The organism is Promicromonospora xylanilytica (assembly GCF_054782895.1).
Window position 1 is genome coordinate 251,594 of the sequence record NZ_BAAGRP010000003.1, and the last position, 15,128, is coordinate 266,721.

Genomic DNA, 15,128 nt, shown 5'->3' on the forward strand with positions numbered 1-15,128 from the left:
GCGGCTACCCATGTCTTGGATGGTGGGCACCCCGCACCTCAGAGCGGCAGCGTGACCTGCACCGTGAGGCCGCCTCCCGCGGTGGCCGACACCTCGACGTGGCCGCCGTGCGCGCCGATGATCGCGGCGACGATCGCCATCCCGAGCCCTGAGCCGCCCGACTCGCGGGTGCGCGACGAGTCCGCCCGGTAGAACCGCTCGAAGATCCGGTGACCCTGCTCCTGCTCGATCCCGGGGCCGTGGTCGCGCACCTCGAGCACCGCGACGCCGCTCTCCTCCCGCACGCCGAGCGCGATCTCCGCCGGGGTGCCCGCCGGCGTGTGCCGCGCGACGTTGCCGATGAGATTGGTGAGGACCTGCCGCAGCCGGTCGCCGTCCCCCTCCACGACCAGCGTGTCGGGGGCCTGTCCGGCCGGGTCGTCCAGGGGCACCACCACCACCTCGCGCGTGGGGTCCAGCGCGTGCAGGTCCTGGGCGGAGTCACGGGCGAGGGCCGCCAGGTCGACGTCCTCGCGGGCGATGGGCCGCCCCTCGTCGAGCCGGGCGAGCACCAGCAGGTCGTTGACGAGAGTGCCCATCCGGCGCGCGGCGTCCTCGATGCGGACCATCGTGTCGTCGACCTTGTCGGTGGAGTCGAGCGCGCCCATCCGGTACAGCTCGCCGTAGCCCCGGATGGTCGCGACGGGTGTGCGCAGCTCGTGCGACGCGTCCGAGACGAACTGCCGCATTCGCGCCTCGGACGCCTCCTGCGCCGCGAAGGCACGTTCGATCTGCGCCAGCATCGCGTTCAACGACACCGCGAGGGAGCCCATCTCGGTGCTGGGCGGCGCCTCGGGCACCCGCTGGCTCAGGTCGCCCTGTGCGATCTGCGCCGCCGTGTGCTCGACCGACCGCAGCGACCGCAGCGACCGCTCGACGAGCATCCAGGCCGTGAGCCCGCCCAGCAGCACGATGCCCAGCCCGGACAGGATGAGCGTGTTGGTCAGGATCGAGACCGTGCTGTCCATGCCGACCAGGGGCAGGGCCACGTAGATGACCGCACGCTCGCCCGACGGCTGGAGCGTGCCGACGAGCGCGATGACGCGCCAGCTCTCGCTCCGCGCCGTGTCGGTGGCCGCGGGCACGGTGAACGGCGTCCTGCCGCTGTCCGCGGCCTGCTCGTACGTCAGGTCCGGCAGGTTCGGCTTGCCGAACCGGGCGACGGCCCAGGTGCCCGCCGTCCTGACGGTCCCCTCCACGCCGACGGCCTGGACGTAGTAGTCGCTGGGCAGCCCTTGCGAGGTGCCCTGGAGCACCTCGCTGGGATCGAGGGCGGTGGTGTGCAGCTCGTTGTCGACCTGCTGGACGAGGAAGTTCGAGACGACGGTGGTCGTCGCCACGCCCGCGATGCCCAGCCCCGCCGCGAGCAGCAGGGAGATGATGGCGACGAGCCGGGCACGCAGCGGTATGCCGGACAGGCGCTCCTTGATCCGCTCAAGCACGGGCGGGCTGCGGGGCGCGGAGCAGGTACCCCACGCCGCGCTTGGTGTGGATCAGCGGGGGCAGAAGCTCTCCGTCGACCTCCAGGGTGTCGATCTTGCGCCGCAGGTAGGAGATGTAGGACTCGACGATGTTCGCGTCCCCGCCCCAGTCGTACTGCCACACGTGGTCCAGGATCTGCGCCTTGGACAGGACCCGCCCGGAGTTGAGCATGAGGTAGCGCAACAGCTTGAACTCGGTGGGGGACAGGTCCACCTCGACGCCGGCGCGGCGCACCTCGTGCGAGTCCTCGTCCATCTCCAGGTCGCCCACGTGCAGCACGGCCTCCTCCTCGGGGGTGGGCACGCCCGTGCGGCGCAGCACCGCGCGGATCCTCGCCACCACCTCCTCGAGGCTGAACGGCTTGGTCACGTAGTCGTCGCCACCCACGGTCAGGCCCTGCACCTTGTCCTGCGTGTCGTCCTTCGCGGTGAGGAAGACGACGGGGGTGTGCCGGCCTGTCGCGCGCATGCGGCGCGTCACGGTGAAGCCGTCCATGTCGGGGAGCATCACGTCGAGCACCACGAGGTCGGGCTCGACGTCGCGGACGAGCTGAAGGGCGCCGTTGCCGTCCGCGGCCGCATGTACCTCGAAGCCCGCGAACCGCAGGGAGGTGGACAGGAGCTCACGAATGTTCGGTTCGTCGTCGACCACGACGAGACGCGCCTCAGGAGTAGCCATGTTTCCAGTGTGCGACCGGTTTCTGAACGATGCCTGAGATTCGCCCGGGAAATCGCCAGGACTGCCCGCGCATGATCGTCCGGCCCGCCACCTGCCTCGCCGCTAGGCTGTGTCGCATGTCAGCACCGTTCCCGCAGGATCCAGGGCAGACGCCCCGGCGCACGTATCTCATCGTCGACGGTGAGAACATCGACGCCACTCTCGGCATGAACGTGCTGAACCGCCGTCCCGCACCCGAGGAGCGGCCCCGCTGGGACCGCATCTCCGCGTTCGCGGAGAAGGTGTGGTCCCAGAACGTGGTGCCGCTGTTCTTCCTCAACGCGACGTCGGGCCAGATGCCGATGCCGTTCGTGCAGGCGCTGCTCGCGATGGGCTACAAGCCGATCCCGCTGGCCGCACAGGGTTCGGAGAAGGTCGTCGACGTCGGTATCCAGCGCACCCTGGACGCGCTGATGGACCGCCCCGGCGACGTGCTGCTCGCGAGCCACGACGGCGACTTCCTGCCGCAGATCGAGGCCCTGCTCGCCGACGACGACCGCCGCGTGGGCCTGCTGGGCTTCCGGGAGTTCGTCAACGCCCGGTTCACGGAGCTGGAGCAGCGTGGCCTGGTCATGTACGACCTCGAGGCCGACGCCGACGCCTTCACCACCATGCTGCCGCGCGTCCGGATCATCCCGATCGAGGAGTTCGACCCGCTGCGCTATCTCTAGCCTCGTTCGTTGAGTGCTGGATATTCGTCGTCGTAGGCGTTCCAGAGCGACAAATATCCAGCACTCAACGGGGTTGGATCGTGCCCCTGGCGGCTACGCGGTCGCCCAGCGGCTGGACCGGGCGGGCGTTGCCCGCGTAGGCGCCCTTGAGGACGGCGATCTGGTCGGCCGACAGCTCGACGGGCTCGTCGTAGATGACCCACCGGACGCCCTCGGTGCACGGAGGCGTCGTGAGGCTGCCCGCGTACTCCTCGAACGTCGGATCGGCCGGCAGCATCGCGGCGACGTCGAGCGGCAGGTTCTCGCTGCCCGGCGCGGCCGCTCCGTCGATGAAGGGTTGCCAGGCCTCGTTCGTGCTGTCGCCTTCCTGCGCGAGCACACCGATGACCAGCACCCGGCCGTCCTCGGCGCTGTGGACGAGATGGAACTCGGCGTCCATGGCCGCGCCCTCGACGGTGTGCTCGGAGGGCAGGTGGAAGTGCACCTGGGCGAGGTCGAACTCGACGCCCTGCCACTCGACCTCCGAGCCGTCGCCGTCCGGCACGAGCTGGATGGTGTGACCGGTGTCGACGGACTCGCCGACCGTGGGCGACGACGTGATCCTCGGGTGCTCCGTCGACCTCTCGTCGGCGTGGGCGGGCAGGTCGACGGGCGACTGCGCGTCACCCGCCTCGCACGCCGCGAACTCCTCGGAGAGGTCGCCCCACTCGTCCGGGCCCTCCTCGCCGTCGTACGACCAGTGCACCTCGCCGCCGTCGGCGGGTGGGGCGGTGGACGCGGCATCGTCGGCGGAGGCGCCGCTCACGCAGGACGTGAGCAGCGGGGCAAGGAGGAGGAGAGCGGGCAGCGTGGCCTTCTTCATGTGCGCGCGCTACCGGGTCGCCACGGGCCACCACGCCCGGACCGTGCCCAGCTTGCGTAGCGCCTCGGGCCGCCCGCCGCCGAACCCGCCGCCCCCGAAACCCGCGCCGATGCGCGCCGTGGCGACGCGCTTGCGGGAGCGCACGAGGTTGGGGTCCAGCAGGATGCCGCCGAGCAGCATGCCCCCGGTGACAGGGCCGTTCGCCTCACCGGCAGCGGCTCCGCCACCCTCGGCGTCGGGGTCCGTCGCGAGGGCGGCGGTCACGACCACGTCGGCGTCCTCGCGGGCGAGCCGGGCGGCCTCCTGCACGAACTTGCTCGCGTGCTGCGCCTCGTCGAGCGCGGCAGCGGGGTCGGGCCGCTGGTGCGCGCGGGCCGCGTCGGCCAGCCGGGTCGCCTCCGCGAGCCGGGTCCGTGCCGACGCCCCGATGGCCCCCCGCCGGGTGGCGACGAAGTCGGCGGTCTGCCGGAGCTGTTCGTCGACGCGGCGCAGGGTGTCCCGCGACAGGGCCGAGGCCCGTGCCGCCACTTCCGTGGCGTCCCGCGTGCCGGCGAGGGCGGCGTCGAGCGAAGCCTCGGCCGCAGCGATGCGCTGCAGGCCGGCGAGCGGGTCGCCCCCCTCGCGCGTCATCTCGACGTGCTTGAGCGAGGCCTGGGCTGCGGTGCGGGCCAGGGTGACGCGGAAGTCGCCCTCGACGGCCCGGGCGGCGACCACGTCCTGGGTCAGCGACGCTATGGACTTGTCGAGCCGGCCGGCCGCCTCCTCGAGGTGCAGCGCGATCGCGTCGACGGCGTCGAGCAGCATCACCGCCTGACCCAGCGCGTTCTGCGCACCACGGGCGTGCGCGACGGCGGCGGCCTTGTGCCCCGCGTCGAGCACGGACCGTCCGGCGCCCGCCGCCGCCTTGGCGTTGACGAGCAGCAGCTCTGCCTGCTCCGGGTTGCCGGAGACCATCGCCAGCGTGTCCGCCGGGTACCTCTGGCCGAGCCGTTCCAGCGTGTCCCGCGCGCCGGCCAGGCGGCCGGCGACCTCGGGCTCACGGGCGTCGACGTCGGCCAGCAGCTCGGGCGCGCGCTGCTGCAGGCGGCGCAGGTCGTCGAACGCGCGGGTGCGCGCGTCGAGGGTGTCGGCGGCGCTCTCGCACAGCGCGACCACCCGGGAGAGGCGGGCGCGGCGCGCGGTGTCCCGCGCGTGCGGGTCGGCTGCTGCGTCGTCAGCGCCCTCGTCCGCCTCGTCGTCCAGCTCCTGCCGGATCGCGAAGGCCTGCCGGACGTCGCCGGCGGCGCGCGCGAGGATCAGCTCGAAGTCTCTGGTCGCGTCGGCGCCCAGCTCCGCACGGGCGAGGCCGAGCTCCTGCTCGCAGGTCTTGAGGGCGTCGTCGATACCGACCAGGGCCGCGGCGGCACGGTCGTCGAGCTCGGTGAGGGACAGGCCGGCGAGCTCGTCCGCCGCCGGGCCGCCGGACGCGGGGGAGGTGGCGACCGTGAGGCGGTTCAGCCGCGGCAGCAGCCCCGGCGCCACGAAGCGCCACAGGACGTACCCGAGTGCGGCGAGGAGCAGGAGGCCGCCCACGACGATGCCCGCGACGAGGAGCGGGCTGGTGCCCGTCGCCGTGGACCGTCGGACCGTGTCGGCGGCTTCGATCGCCGCGGGAGCCCACAGCTCGTCCTCGACCGCCGCGGCCACGGCGTCGTCGATCGCGCCGAGCTCCGAGCCGGTGAGCGGGGCGTCGGTGGCCACGGACAGGCCGAACTCCTGGTCGGCGGTCGCGACGGCCAGCAGCAGGTCCTGCGGGCCGAACCCGGACTGGTTGGAGCTCGCGTTGGCCCAGTCCACCGGCTCGGTGCCGTCGAAGCTCTCGATGTACACGACGAACATGCGCAGGTCCGACTCGTCGGCGAGCCGCTCGAGAGCGGCCCGCACGTCCTGCCGGGCGGCGTCGTCGAGCGCGCCGGCGCCGTCGGTGACCGGATCCGTGAGCGTGATCGGCGGCGACGCAGGCAGCACGTCGGACATCAGCTCCGCCTGGGTCGCCGCGGACAGGCGGGGCGACACGGACGGTCGCGGCTCCGCCGGTGCGGTGACCGTCGCGCTGGCGGCCTGGGAGGTGGCCGCCAGGACGATCCCGACCAGGCCTGCGAAGGCTACGACGGCCCATCCCCCGGAGGCCCGGGTGCTGGGCTGGTGCTGATGCTCGCGTCTTGCTCGGGACTCGATCACGTCCCTGATCGTCACCCCGGGTTCAAGACCTCGCAATCGGAGAGGGTGCCGTTGCGCATATGCAACGAATCCCCAGGTAAACACCCAGCGTGAAGCGCATTTTCACAGCAGGCCTGGCACCGAGGTCAGAGGGTCGGCGAGCCGGCCGGCGACTCGTCCAGGTCCTCGGCGTCGACGATGCGGTAGGCGTACCCCTGCTCGGCCAGGAAGCGCTGCCGGTGGGCGGCGAAGTCCTGGTCCACGGTGTCCCGCGCGACCACGGCATAGAAGTGGGCGGTCCGGCCGTCCGCCTTGGGTCGCATGATGCGGCCGAGGCGCTGTGCCTCCTCTTGACGAGACCCGAAGGAACCCGAGACCTGGATCGCCACCGACGCCTCCGGCAGGTCCACCGAGTAGTTGGCGACCTTGCTCACCACCAGGCGAGAGATCTCGCCCTCGCGGAACGCGCCGAACAGCCGCTGCCGCTCCTTGTTGGTGGTCGCCCCCGTGATGATCGGCGCGCCGAGATGCTCGGCCAGCTCCTCGAGCTGGTCGATGTACTGCCCGATCACGAGCACCTGGTCGTCCGGGTGCCGCGCGACGATCTGCTCCACCACCTTCTTCTTGCCCGACGCCGACGCGGCGAGCCGGTACTTGTCCTCCATCTCGGCCGTCGCGTACGTCATGCGCTCGCTCTCCGGGAGCGTGAGGCGCACCTCCACGCAGTCGGCGGGCGCGATGTAGCCCTGCGCCTCGATGTCCTTCCACGGCGCGTCGAACCGCTTGGGGCCGATCAGGCTGAACACCTCGTCCTCGCGGCCGTCCTCGCGCACCAGCGTCGCCGTGAGGCCGAGCCGGCGCCGGGCCTGGAGGTCCGCCGTCATCCGGAAGACCGGGGCGGGGAGCAGGTGCACCTCGTCGTACAGCACGAGGCCCCAGTCGCGGGCGTCGAGCAGCTCGAGGTGCGTGTAGACGCCCTTCCGCTTGGTGGTCAGCACCTGGTAGGTGGCGATCGTGACCGGCTTGATCTCCTTGCGCGCGCCCGAGTACTCACCGATCTCGTCCTCGGTCAGCGTGGTGCGCCGGACCAGCTCGTCGCGCCACTGACGGGCGCTGACGGTGTTGGTCACGAGGATCAGGGTCGTCGTACCCGACTTCGCCATCGCGCCGGCGCCCACGATCGTCTTGCCGGCGCCGCAGGGCAGCACCACGACGCCGGAGCCGCCGTGCCAGAACCCGTCGACGGCCTGCGCCTGGTACGGGCGCATCTCCCACGGGGAGGCCGTCTCGTGCTCGGTCCGCGGCTTCGTGACGGGGCTGAGGTCGATGGCGTGCTTCTCGCCGTCGACGTACCCGGCGAGGTCCTCGGCCGGCCAGCCGAGCTTGACCAGCACCTGCTTGAGGTGGCCACGCTCGGACGGGTGCACCGTCACCGTGGCGTCGTCCAGGCGCTCGCCGACCAGGCCCGCGGTGCGCCGGGACTTCAGCACCTCCGCGAGGACCGCCCGGTCGGTGGAGCGCAGCACCAGGCCGTGCGCGGGGTCCTGCACCAGCTGGAGGCGGCCGTAGCGGGCCATCGTCTCGGCGACGTCGACCAGGAGGGCGTGCGGCACGGGGTAGCGGCTGAACTCGATCAGGGTGCTGACCACCTGCTCCGCGTCGTGCCCTGCCGCGCGCGCGTTCCACAGGCCGAGCGCCGTGAGGCGGTAGGTGTGCACGTGCTCCGGCGCGCGCTCGAGCTCCGCGAACGGCGCGATCGAGCGGCGCGCCCGTTCGGCGTCCGGGTGGTCGACCTCCAGCAGGAGTGTCTTGTCGCTCTGCACGATCAACGGGCCGTCGGGCATGTGGGCTCCCTCAGTCTTGCTCTGGTGGTGCGTTGCTGCGCCTTACGGCGCGGGCGTCGTCGGTAGGACCGACGCGATGCGGTGGACGGCGATGGTCAGCTCGGCCTCTCGGTCCGGGTCGAGAGCACGGAGCCGTCCGCCGTCGAGGTTCAAGGGCTTCAGCTCGCGGCGCTCCAGCCGGCCGGTGTGTCCGGCCACCTCGACGATCACGGTGGAGCCGTCGCGGAGCGCATCGCGCAGCAGTGCCAACCCGTCAGCGGGGTGCTGTGTTCCCGCGTCCTCGTCGAGGGGGTCGGCGCCGATGGCAGGGGTGGGTGTCGTGGCACGGTCGAGGCGGGGCGCGTCCGCGGCCTCCAGCGGCTCCAGAGCACCCGGCCGCGGGGCTCCCGCCGCCGTCTCCCCGCCCGTGGGCACGCTGGGCACCACGCGGTAGCCCCGCAGCGGGATGCCGCCGCCGGCGGTCGTGACCGAGCGGGCCACCTCCGCGGCGTCGGCGCGCGCCCGGGCGCCCGCCCTCGCCGCTTCCTCGACCGCGCGCAGCTCGGCGACCAGGGCCTCCGGGTCGGGCGCGCGTCCCGTGACCTCGGCGGCGGTCCCGGTGCCCGTCCGGATGGCGGCGGCAGAGCGGGGGGCCGGCATGGCCCGGCCCGTGACGCCCTTGCGGGCGACGAGGACCCGCCCGTCCGGCCCTTCGAGAGCCGAGACCAGGCCGCGCTTGCGCAGCGCCTCGTGCAGCACGGAGGCGGGTACGGAGGCCGCGAGCACGGTGGGTGCGAGCCGCACGAGGTCGAGGCCGACGAGGGTCGGGTCGTGCTCCAGGCCGGCGAGCACCGTGGCGTCCGCCGCCCGCAGGTACGACGACGCGGCCCCCACGCGTACCGCGCCGTGCCGCCGTGCGGTGTCCCGGACCAGGTACTCCAGGGGTTGCGGTACCGGCACGGGGGACCGGTGGGCCAGCTCGTCGAGCATGCCGTCGGCGGTCTCGCCCTGGTCGAGCGCGCGGGTGACGGAGGCAGCACTGAACCGGACGGTCGTCGCGGCACCACGCGACTCGACGTCCGTCGCCCGGTCCAGGAGCCGCGCGAGATCGCGCGACGGACGGCCGGGGACGATCCCCGTCAGGTCGCCCTGGAGCAGGATCTCGTCCACCTCGTGGGGGAGGACGGTCCGCAGGGCCTCGGCGACGCCGCCCGCCGCGTCGGGCGGCAGGAGCAGTGAGCGGCCCGGCGTCGACAGCGCGCCCGCACCGGTCACGCCCAGCCACTCCGCCTCGGCGAGCAGCCCCTCGACGGCGCTGGCCGGCGGGACGGAGCGGGGCGTGTGCCAGGTCAGCACCTCGACCACGGCGGAGGGCGTCGGGGCGAGCACGGTGTCACCGGCCGGCCCGGTCGCCAGGACCTCCAGCACGGCGGTGCGCAGCCGGGGCACCCACGGCCGCTGCAGGTCGGGCGACAGGGGCGCCCGGAGCGCCCCCTTGTCGTCGCGCGAGCCCACCAGCCACGGTGCGCGGCGGGAGGCCGTCCAGGCCTCCACGAGCCGGGCCCAGCGGGCGGCGTCGTCCAGGTCGTCCCAGTCGGTCACGGTCGGCACGTACGACGGCGGCGCGTCGCCGTCGTCCCGCACCAGGCCGGCGAGCGCGGCCACCTCGACCACGAACGCGGCGGCGCGCTCGTCGGTCTCCAGCTGGCCGGCGACCCGGCGCAGGTCGCGTACACCCAGGCCGCCCGCCCGCAGGACGGTCGGCGGGTTCTCGTCCCAGGACTGCCGCAGCAGCCGCACGCGCCGCACCAGCTCGAGCGCCGCGCTGGCCGCCTCGGCGTCGGCGGTGGCGGTGTGCACGGAGCGGCCCTGCGGCTCGGGTGGACGGGTGCGTGGCTCGTGGTGGGTGTGCCCGTCGCGGAGCGCGAGCCCGACGAGGCGGGGCAGCACCACGTGCCGTGCGTCCGACCGGACCAGCAGGTGCGCGGTGACCAGCCAGTTCACGGCGTCCCGCTGCCGGGAGCCCGCGGGCGGCACCACGCCGACCGGTGGCCCCCAGGCGAGCGCGTCGAGGACGGCGCGGGCGCCGGCGGGCGCCTCGGCGAGGAGATCGTCGAGCGCCCCGGCCGTCCCGCTCGCGCCGGGGGCGGACCGGAGCGCGTGCCCCACGGCCTCGGTCAGCCCGTCCGGGGCGGGGTCGAGGTGGGGCCCGAGGCCCGCGGGGTTCGGGCCGAGCAGCTCGTCGAGGCCCGGCACGGTGCGCAGGTCGAGAGCCGCGCCGTACTGCCCCTCTGCCTCCCAGAGCAGCGCCTGCGCGATGGCGAGGTCGACGGCGGCGGCGACGCGGGGCCGGTCCTCCGCGGCGCCGCCGAGCGCCCTGGTGACCACGTCGACGCTCAGCGGCCCGGACGGCGGGCGGAGCACCGGTTCCAGGGCGAGCACCGCCTCCAGCACCTGCAGCGTCAGGGCGTCGGCGCGCGCGAGGGCGCGCTCGAGCGAGGTGCGGCTGGAGGCGCGTGCGGCGAGCGACCGGAGCGTCGAGGGAGAGGGCGTGGCGAGATCAGGACGGGCGCGCAGGAGCGCGGCGAGCGCGGTGTCCGAGCGCTGCCGGAGGTCGTCGGCGAAGTGCCGCGTGGCCGCCGCCGGCGCTGCGGGGAGCGAGGAGGCCATCCTGACGATGCTACGCGGGTTTCCTGGGCCGCAGTCCGGCGGTTCCACGCCCCGGCCGACGCCGCGCGGGCGAAGAGTGCCCCATGCATGCGACGCGGCGGGCTTCCGCCCGGTAACCTGGTACCTCCGGCCGGAGGTGGCGCGCACAGCTCGCAGCGACCAGGCCGTCCCGAGCAGTTTCCACGTAGTACTGACAAGCACAGAAGAAGGTCGTAGTGCCCACCGGCAAGGTCAAGTGGTTCGACACCGACAAAGGCTTCGGTTTCATCGCCAACGAGGACGGAGGCGAGGTATTTCTGCACGCCTCCGCCCTGCCCGAGGGCGTTGTGCCCAAGCCGGGCGCCCGGGTGGACTTCGGGGTGGCCGACGGCCGCCGCGGTCCCCAGGCGCTCGCGGTCAAGGTGCTGGACGCCGCCCCGTCGGTCGCCAAGGCGAAGCGGAAGCCCGCCGACGACATGGCTGTGATCGTCGGTGATCTCACGCAGATGCTGGACCGCGTAGCAAACGACCTGCGCAAGGGGCGTTATCCGAAGAACACGGAGACGCTCGCCAAGATGCTGCGCAAGGTCGCAGACGACTTCGACGCCTGAACCCCCACGAGGTCCCGAGGAACATGGTCACGACCATCGCGCCCGCCACCCGAACATCCACCCGGAGGGTCGCCGCACGCTCAAGCCGAGACGCCGTCCTGAACGGTGCGGCCGAGCTCGCTCGCGCCGCCGCACAGGAGGTCGCCGAGCGGCCGGACGACGTCGGGGAGCACCTCGGCACCCTCTTCGAGGACGAACGGGTGGTCTCCCACCGGTTCGCCGCCACCATGCGGGGCTACCGCGGCTGGCACTGGACCGTGACGGTGACGCGCGTGCCGCGCGGCCGCACCGCCACGATCAGCGAGGTCGAGCTGCTGCCCGGCGACGAGGCGATCCTCGCTCCCGCCTGGCTGCCGTGGTCCGAGCGCCTGCGTCCTGGTGACGTCGGCGCCGGCGACGTGCTGCCGTTCCGCGCCGACGACCCGAGGCTCGAGCCGGGCTACACCCCGACGGGTGAACCTGAGGTGGACGAGGTGGCGATCGACGAGCTCGCGCTCGCCCGTACCCGCGTGCTGTCCCCGCAGGGCAGGGACGAGGCGGCGACGCGCTGGTACCGCGGATCGCGCGGCCCCACCTCACCGGGCGCCGTCGCGGCGGCCGCCGAGTGCATGACCTGCGCGTTCCTCATCCCGCTGTCCGGATCGATGGGGCAGCTCTTCGGGGTGTGCGCCAACGAGTGGTCGCCCGACGACGGCAAGGTCGTCTCCCTCGACCACGGATGCGGCGCGCACTCGGAGACCGACGTCGAGGAGCATCCGACCGACTGGCCGGCCCCCGCGCCGCTGATCGACGAGCACGAGGTGGAGACCACCGTGCTGGCCGAGCCCGCCGCTACCAAGGCCGACGAGGACGAACCCTCCGCGTGACGCGCGATCCCCTCGGCACCGCCGCGCTACGGCGCGCGGTGACCGAGGCGTGGCGTGGGTCTCCGACGCGTTTTCGCGAGGACGCGAACTCCGAGGAGGACCACGCGCGCGGCTACTACCGGGACCGGGTGGTGGTCGAGCTCGCGCAGAACGCGGCCGACGCCGCCGCGCGTGCCGGGGTGCCGGGCCGGCTCGTCCTGCGCCTCGAGCGGGACGAGGCGGGCGGCGAGGGCTCGGACGCCGGGCGCGCCGACGGCGCGGGCTGGCGGCTCGTCGCCGCCAACACGGGTGCGCCGCTCGACGCCGACGGCGTCGCGTCGCTCGCGTCCCTGCGCGCCTCGGCGAAGACCGGTGCCGGGCCCTCCATGGGCGCCGGCTCCGGACCCGGGACCGTCGTGGGTCGCTTCGGCGTCGGGTTCGCCGCCGTGCGCTCCGTCTCGGACGAGGTGCTGGTCCGGTCCCGGGCCGGTGGCGTGCGGTTCTCACTCGCCGCGACGCGAGCCGAGCTCGGTCTGGACCCGGACCGACGGCGAGACGCCGAACTCGAGCGCGAGGCCCGGGCCCGAGGTGACGCGCTGCCCGTGCTGCGGCTCCCGTTCCCGGCACCCGGGACCGCACCGGACGAGCCGGACACGGTGGTCGAGCTGCTGCTGCGTGACCCCGGCGCCGTGGCCGCCGTCAGCGCACAGCTCGCAGCCGTCGACGACGCGCTCCTGCTCGCCCTCCCCGCCCTCGACGACGTGGTGATCGAGAACGACTTCGCAGGTCAGCAGGGTCCTGACGCGCAGAACTCACCGACCCGACGCGTCCTGCGGGACGTCGGCTCGCGCTGGCGGGTGCACCGCGCGTCCGGGACTCTCGACCTCGACGAGTCCCTGCCCACCGAGGCGCGCCGCCCGACCTGGTCCGTGCTCTGGGCGCTGCCCACGGACGGAAGCCGCGCGGCACAGGGGTCCGTGCTGCACGCGCCGACCCCCACCGACGTGCCGCTCACGTTCCCGGCCCTGCTCGTCGCGTCGTTCCCGGTGGACCCGGGGCGGCGCGGCGTGCTGCCCGGACCGGCGTCGGACCGCCTGGCCGTCGAGGCGGGGCGGGCCTACGCCGCGTTCCTCGGCGAGCTCGGCGCGGTGCGCGAGGTCCTCGGGCTGGTACCGACCGGACTCCCGGCCGGCGAGGTCGACGCCGCGATCCGCGCGTCCGCCGACAGCGCTCTGCGCGGCGCCCCGATCCTCCGCCTGAGCGGCCCGGAGCCGGCCTTCGGGAACGGCGCCGGCACGACGCAGCGCGTCGCGCCGAGGGACGCGGCGTTCCTCGGCGGGCCGCTCGGTGAGGACGCGACCCTCGCCGGAGCGCTCGCCGCCGGGTCCCCTACGGCGCTCGTCACCGTTCCCGTGCGCCACCAGGCCGTGGCGCGCTCGCTGGGCGCTGACCCCGTCGACCTCGCCGACGCCGTCGAGGTGCTGCCGCCCGATCCGGCGGTGGTGCGCACGGTCCTCGCCGCCCTCGCGCCGCACGCCGGCGAGCCGACGGTGCTCGAGGCCGTGGCCGGGGCCCCGCTCCCGCTCGCCGACGGCCGGGTGGCCAGGGGCGCACGGGGGACCGTGCTGCTGGACGCGCCGCACCTCACGGGGATCGCCAGGGCACTGGGGGTCCGCGTGGTGCACCCCGACGTCGCGCACCCCCTGCTGGAGCGCGCCGGCGCGGTGCCCACCACGCCGCGCGGGCTGCTCGCGGACGTCGCCGTGCGGCACACGGCGCTCGCCGCGGCGCAGGAGGTGCTGGACGACGGCGACGCCGAGCACCTCGGGGCGGTGCTGAACCCGGTGGAGGGAGAGGGGAGCGCGCCGGACGGCCACACGCCCGCAGAGACGGTCCTCGCGGTGCTCGAGCTGGTCCGCCTCGCCGCTGCCGAGCCAGGGGCCGACCTTCCGTTCTGGCTGGGCGAGCTGCCCGTCGTCGCGGACGGCGACGTCGTCCCGCTGCGGGAGGCGGCGCTGCCCGGGACGTGGGCCGCCCGCCACCTCGACCTCGCCGTGGTGCGGGACGACGTGGCCGGGCGCTGGGGCACGGCGTCGCTCGTCGCCGCCGGTGCCCGAGCCGACCTGGGCTGTTATCAGGTCGCCGACGTCGTGACACCGGACGAGGGGGACGACGCCGACCACGGGCCCGACGACCCCGCCGGCTGGCTCTCCGGCTGGGCCCAGTACCTCGAGCACCTCGCGGACGAGCTCGGCCCGGGTGCCTGGGTCGGCGAGATCGAGGCGGTGGCCGACCTCGACGCCCTGCGGGAGGCCACGGACGGCGCACCCGCTGAGCGGAGCCCGCTCGCCGCGGCGCTCGGCCGTATCGCCGCGCAGCCTGAGCTGCGCCGGGCCCTGCTGACCCCCGTGCGGTCGCCGGACGCCCCGGACCGGGCGGTTCCCTCGTACACGGCATGGTTCCTGCGGCGCAGGCTCGGCGGTCCCTTCGCGCTCGGTGACACCCCGCTGCTGCCGCCCGCCCCGCCGGAGACGACCGGGCTCGGCGACGACCTCCTGATCGCTCTCGGCGGGTTGCACGACCTCGCTGACCTGCCCGGACAGGAGTGGCCGGCTGTCCTGGAACGGCTGCCGGACGCACCGGGGCGGCTACCCGCCGACGTCGCGCGCGCCGTCTGGGCCGGACTGGCCGCGCTCGCGCGAGCCGACGACCCGCGTGCGCTCACGCTGCCCCGGCTGCCCGCGCTCGGGCCTGCGGGCCTGACCGTGGAGCGCACCGACGATCTCGCGGTGGCCGCGACGCCCCGCTGGGCGCAGCTCGGCCCGGTGGTTCCCGCGCCGGCCGACGTCGCCGAGCGGCTGGCCGACCTGCTGGACCTGCCGTACGAGGACGTTCCCGGCCTCGCCCCCGACGAACCGGGGGAGCCGGTCGAGCTGGACCCCCGCGTCCGTGCCCTCGTACCGGGCGCGCCGGGGACCTGGCGCCACCACGACGACCTGACGGTGGACGGCGCCCGGGTCGCGTGGTGGGTCTCCGAGGGCGCGGCGGACGGACCCGGCGTGGCCCACGCGACCTCCCCCGAGGCGCTCGCTCGCGCGCTCGCCGAGCTCACGGGTGCGGACGTGCTGCTCCTGGAGGCGGCGCTGCGCGACCCGGCGCGTGCGGAGGAGCTGAGCGCGGAGCGCGCGTGGGACTGACCTCCGGTCCGCGCTCCCGCCAGGGGGCCGGGA

At 74.5% G+C, this 15,128-nt stretch carries 10 protein-coding genes; 4 read left to right on the plus strand and 6 right to left on the minus strand.

Translation table 11 applies throughout. From position 1 onward, the window contains the following. Positions 1–38 precede the first annotated feature (38 nt). Positions 39–1,481: a sensor histidine kinase gene (locus ACYVK7_RS04800; protein WP_460886536.1), complete on the minus strand. Its 1,443-nt coding sequence runs from the start codon at positions 1,479–1,481 to the stop codon at positions 39–41. Then, a complete protein-coding gene (locus ACYVK7_RS04805; protein ID WP_357471883.1) occupies positions 1,474–2,199 on the minus strand; it encodes a response regulator transcription factor in 726 nt (241 codons plus the stop codon). Before ACYVK7_RS04805 ends, ACYVK7_RS04800 begins: the two co-directional genes overlap by 8 nt. Before the next feature lie 116 nt (positions 2,200–2,315). Between ACYVK7_RS04805 and ACYVK7_RS04810 the strand changes: the two genes are divergently transcribed. Further along, complete coding sequence (locus ACYVK7_RS04810) at positions 2,316–2,909, plus strand: NYN domain-containing protein (RefSeq protein ID WP_460886537.1); 594 nt, start codon at positions 2,316–2,318, stop codon at positions 2,907–2,909. A 64-nt stretch (positions 2,910–2,973) separates the two neighbouring features. Here the strand turns inward: ACYVK7_RS04810 and ACYVK7_RS04815 are convergent, their stop codons facing one another. The 4 genes from ACYVK7_RS04815 to ACYVK7_RS04830 all read right to left on the minus strand — a co-directional run bounded on the left by ACYVK7_RS04815 (position 2,974) and on the right by ACYVK7_RS04830 (position 10,463). Further along, on the minus strand, positions 2,974–3,771 hold the full coding sequence (locus ACYVK7_RS04815) for a carbonic anhydrase (RefSeq protein WP_460886538.1): 798 nt from the start codon (positions 3,769–3,771) through the stop codon (positions 2,974–2,976). Positions 3,772–3,780: 9 nt separating this feature from the next. Then, on the minus strand, positions 3,781–5,991 hold the full coding sequence (locus tag ACYVK7_RS04820) for a TPM domain-containing protein (RefSeq protein ID WP_460886539.1): 2,211 nt from the start codon (positions 5,989–5,991) through the stop codon (positions 3,781–3,783). 125 nt (positions 5,992–6,116) lie between these two features. Next, positions 6,117–7,814, minus strand: a complete 1,698-nt coding sequence (locus ACYVK7_RS04825) for a DNA repair helicase XPB (RefSeq protein ID WP_460886540.1) — start codon at positions 7,812–7,814, stop codon at positions 6,117–6,119. A 42-nt stretch (positions 7,815–7,856) separates the two neighbouring features. Next, a complete protein-coding gene (locus ACYVK7_RS04830) occupies positions 7,857–10,463 on the minus strand; it encodes a helicase-associated domain-containing protein (RefSeq protein ID WP_460886541.1) in 2,607 nt (868 codons plus the stop codon). Between the two features lie 215 nt (positions 10,464–10,678). Here ACYVK7_RS04830 and ACYVK7_RS04835 point away from each other — a divergent pair, with 215 nt between their 5' ends. From ACYVK7_RS04835 to ACYVK7_RS04845, 3 genes are read left to right on the plus strand one after another with little or no spacing between them, the layout of a single operon-like run. After that, entirely contained in the window at positions 10,679–11,053 is a 375-nt protein-coding gene (locus tag ACYVK7_RS04835; RefSeq protein WP_460886542.1) for a cold-shock protein, read from the plus strand. A 23-nt stretch (positions 11,054–11,076) separates the two neighbouring features. Then, positions 11,077–11,919 (plus strand): DUF3027 domain-containing protein, encoded by an 843-nt coding sequence (locus tag ACYVK7_RS04840; RefSeq protein ID WP_460886543.1) that lies wholly within the window; start codon positions 11,077–11,079, stop codon positions 11,917–11,919. Further along, positions 11,916–15,095, plus strand: coding sequence for a sacsin N-terminal ATP-binding-like domain-containing protein (locus ACYVK7_RS04845; RefSeq protein ID WP_460886544.1), 3,180 nt, complete (start codon positions 11,916–11,918; stop codon positions 15,093–15,095). Before ACYVK7_RS04840 ends, ACYVK7_RS04845 begins: the two co-directional genes overlap by 4 nt. Positions 15,096–15,128 lie beyond the last annotated feature (33 nt).

Coding starts and splice junctions, on each gene's coding strand:
- ACYVK7_RS04805 (WP_357471883.1), bottom strand. CDS start 2,199: ATGGCTACTCCTGAGGCGCGTCTCGTCGTGGTCGACGACGAACCGAAC.
- ACYVK7_RS04810 (WP_460886537.1), top strand. CDS start 2,316: ATGTCAGCACCGTTCCCGCAGGATCCAGGGCAGACGCCCCGGCGCACG.
- ACYVK7_RS04815 (WP_460886538.1), bottom strand. CDS start 3,771: ATGAAGAAGGCCACGCTGCCCGCTCTCCTCCTCCTTGCCCCGCTGCTC.
- ACYVK7_RS04825 (WP_460886540.1), bottom strand. CDS start 7,814: ATGCCCGACGGCCCGTTGATCGTGCAGAGCGACAAGACACTCCTGCTG.
- ACYVK7_RS04830 (WP_460886541.1), bottom strand. CDS start 10,463: ATGGCCTCCTCGCTCCCCGCAGCGCCGGCGGCGGCCACGCGGCACTTC.
- ACYVK7_RS04840 (WP_460886543.1), top strand. CDS start 11,077: ATGGTCACGACCATCGCGCCCGCCACCCGAACATCCACCCGGAGGGTC.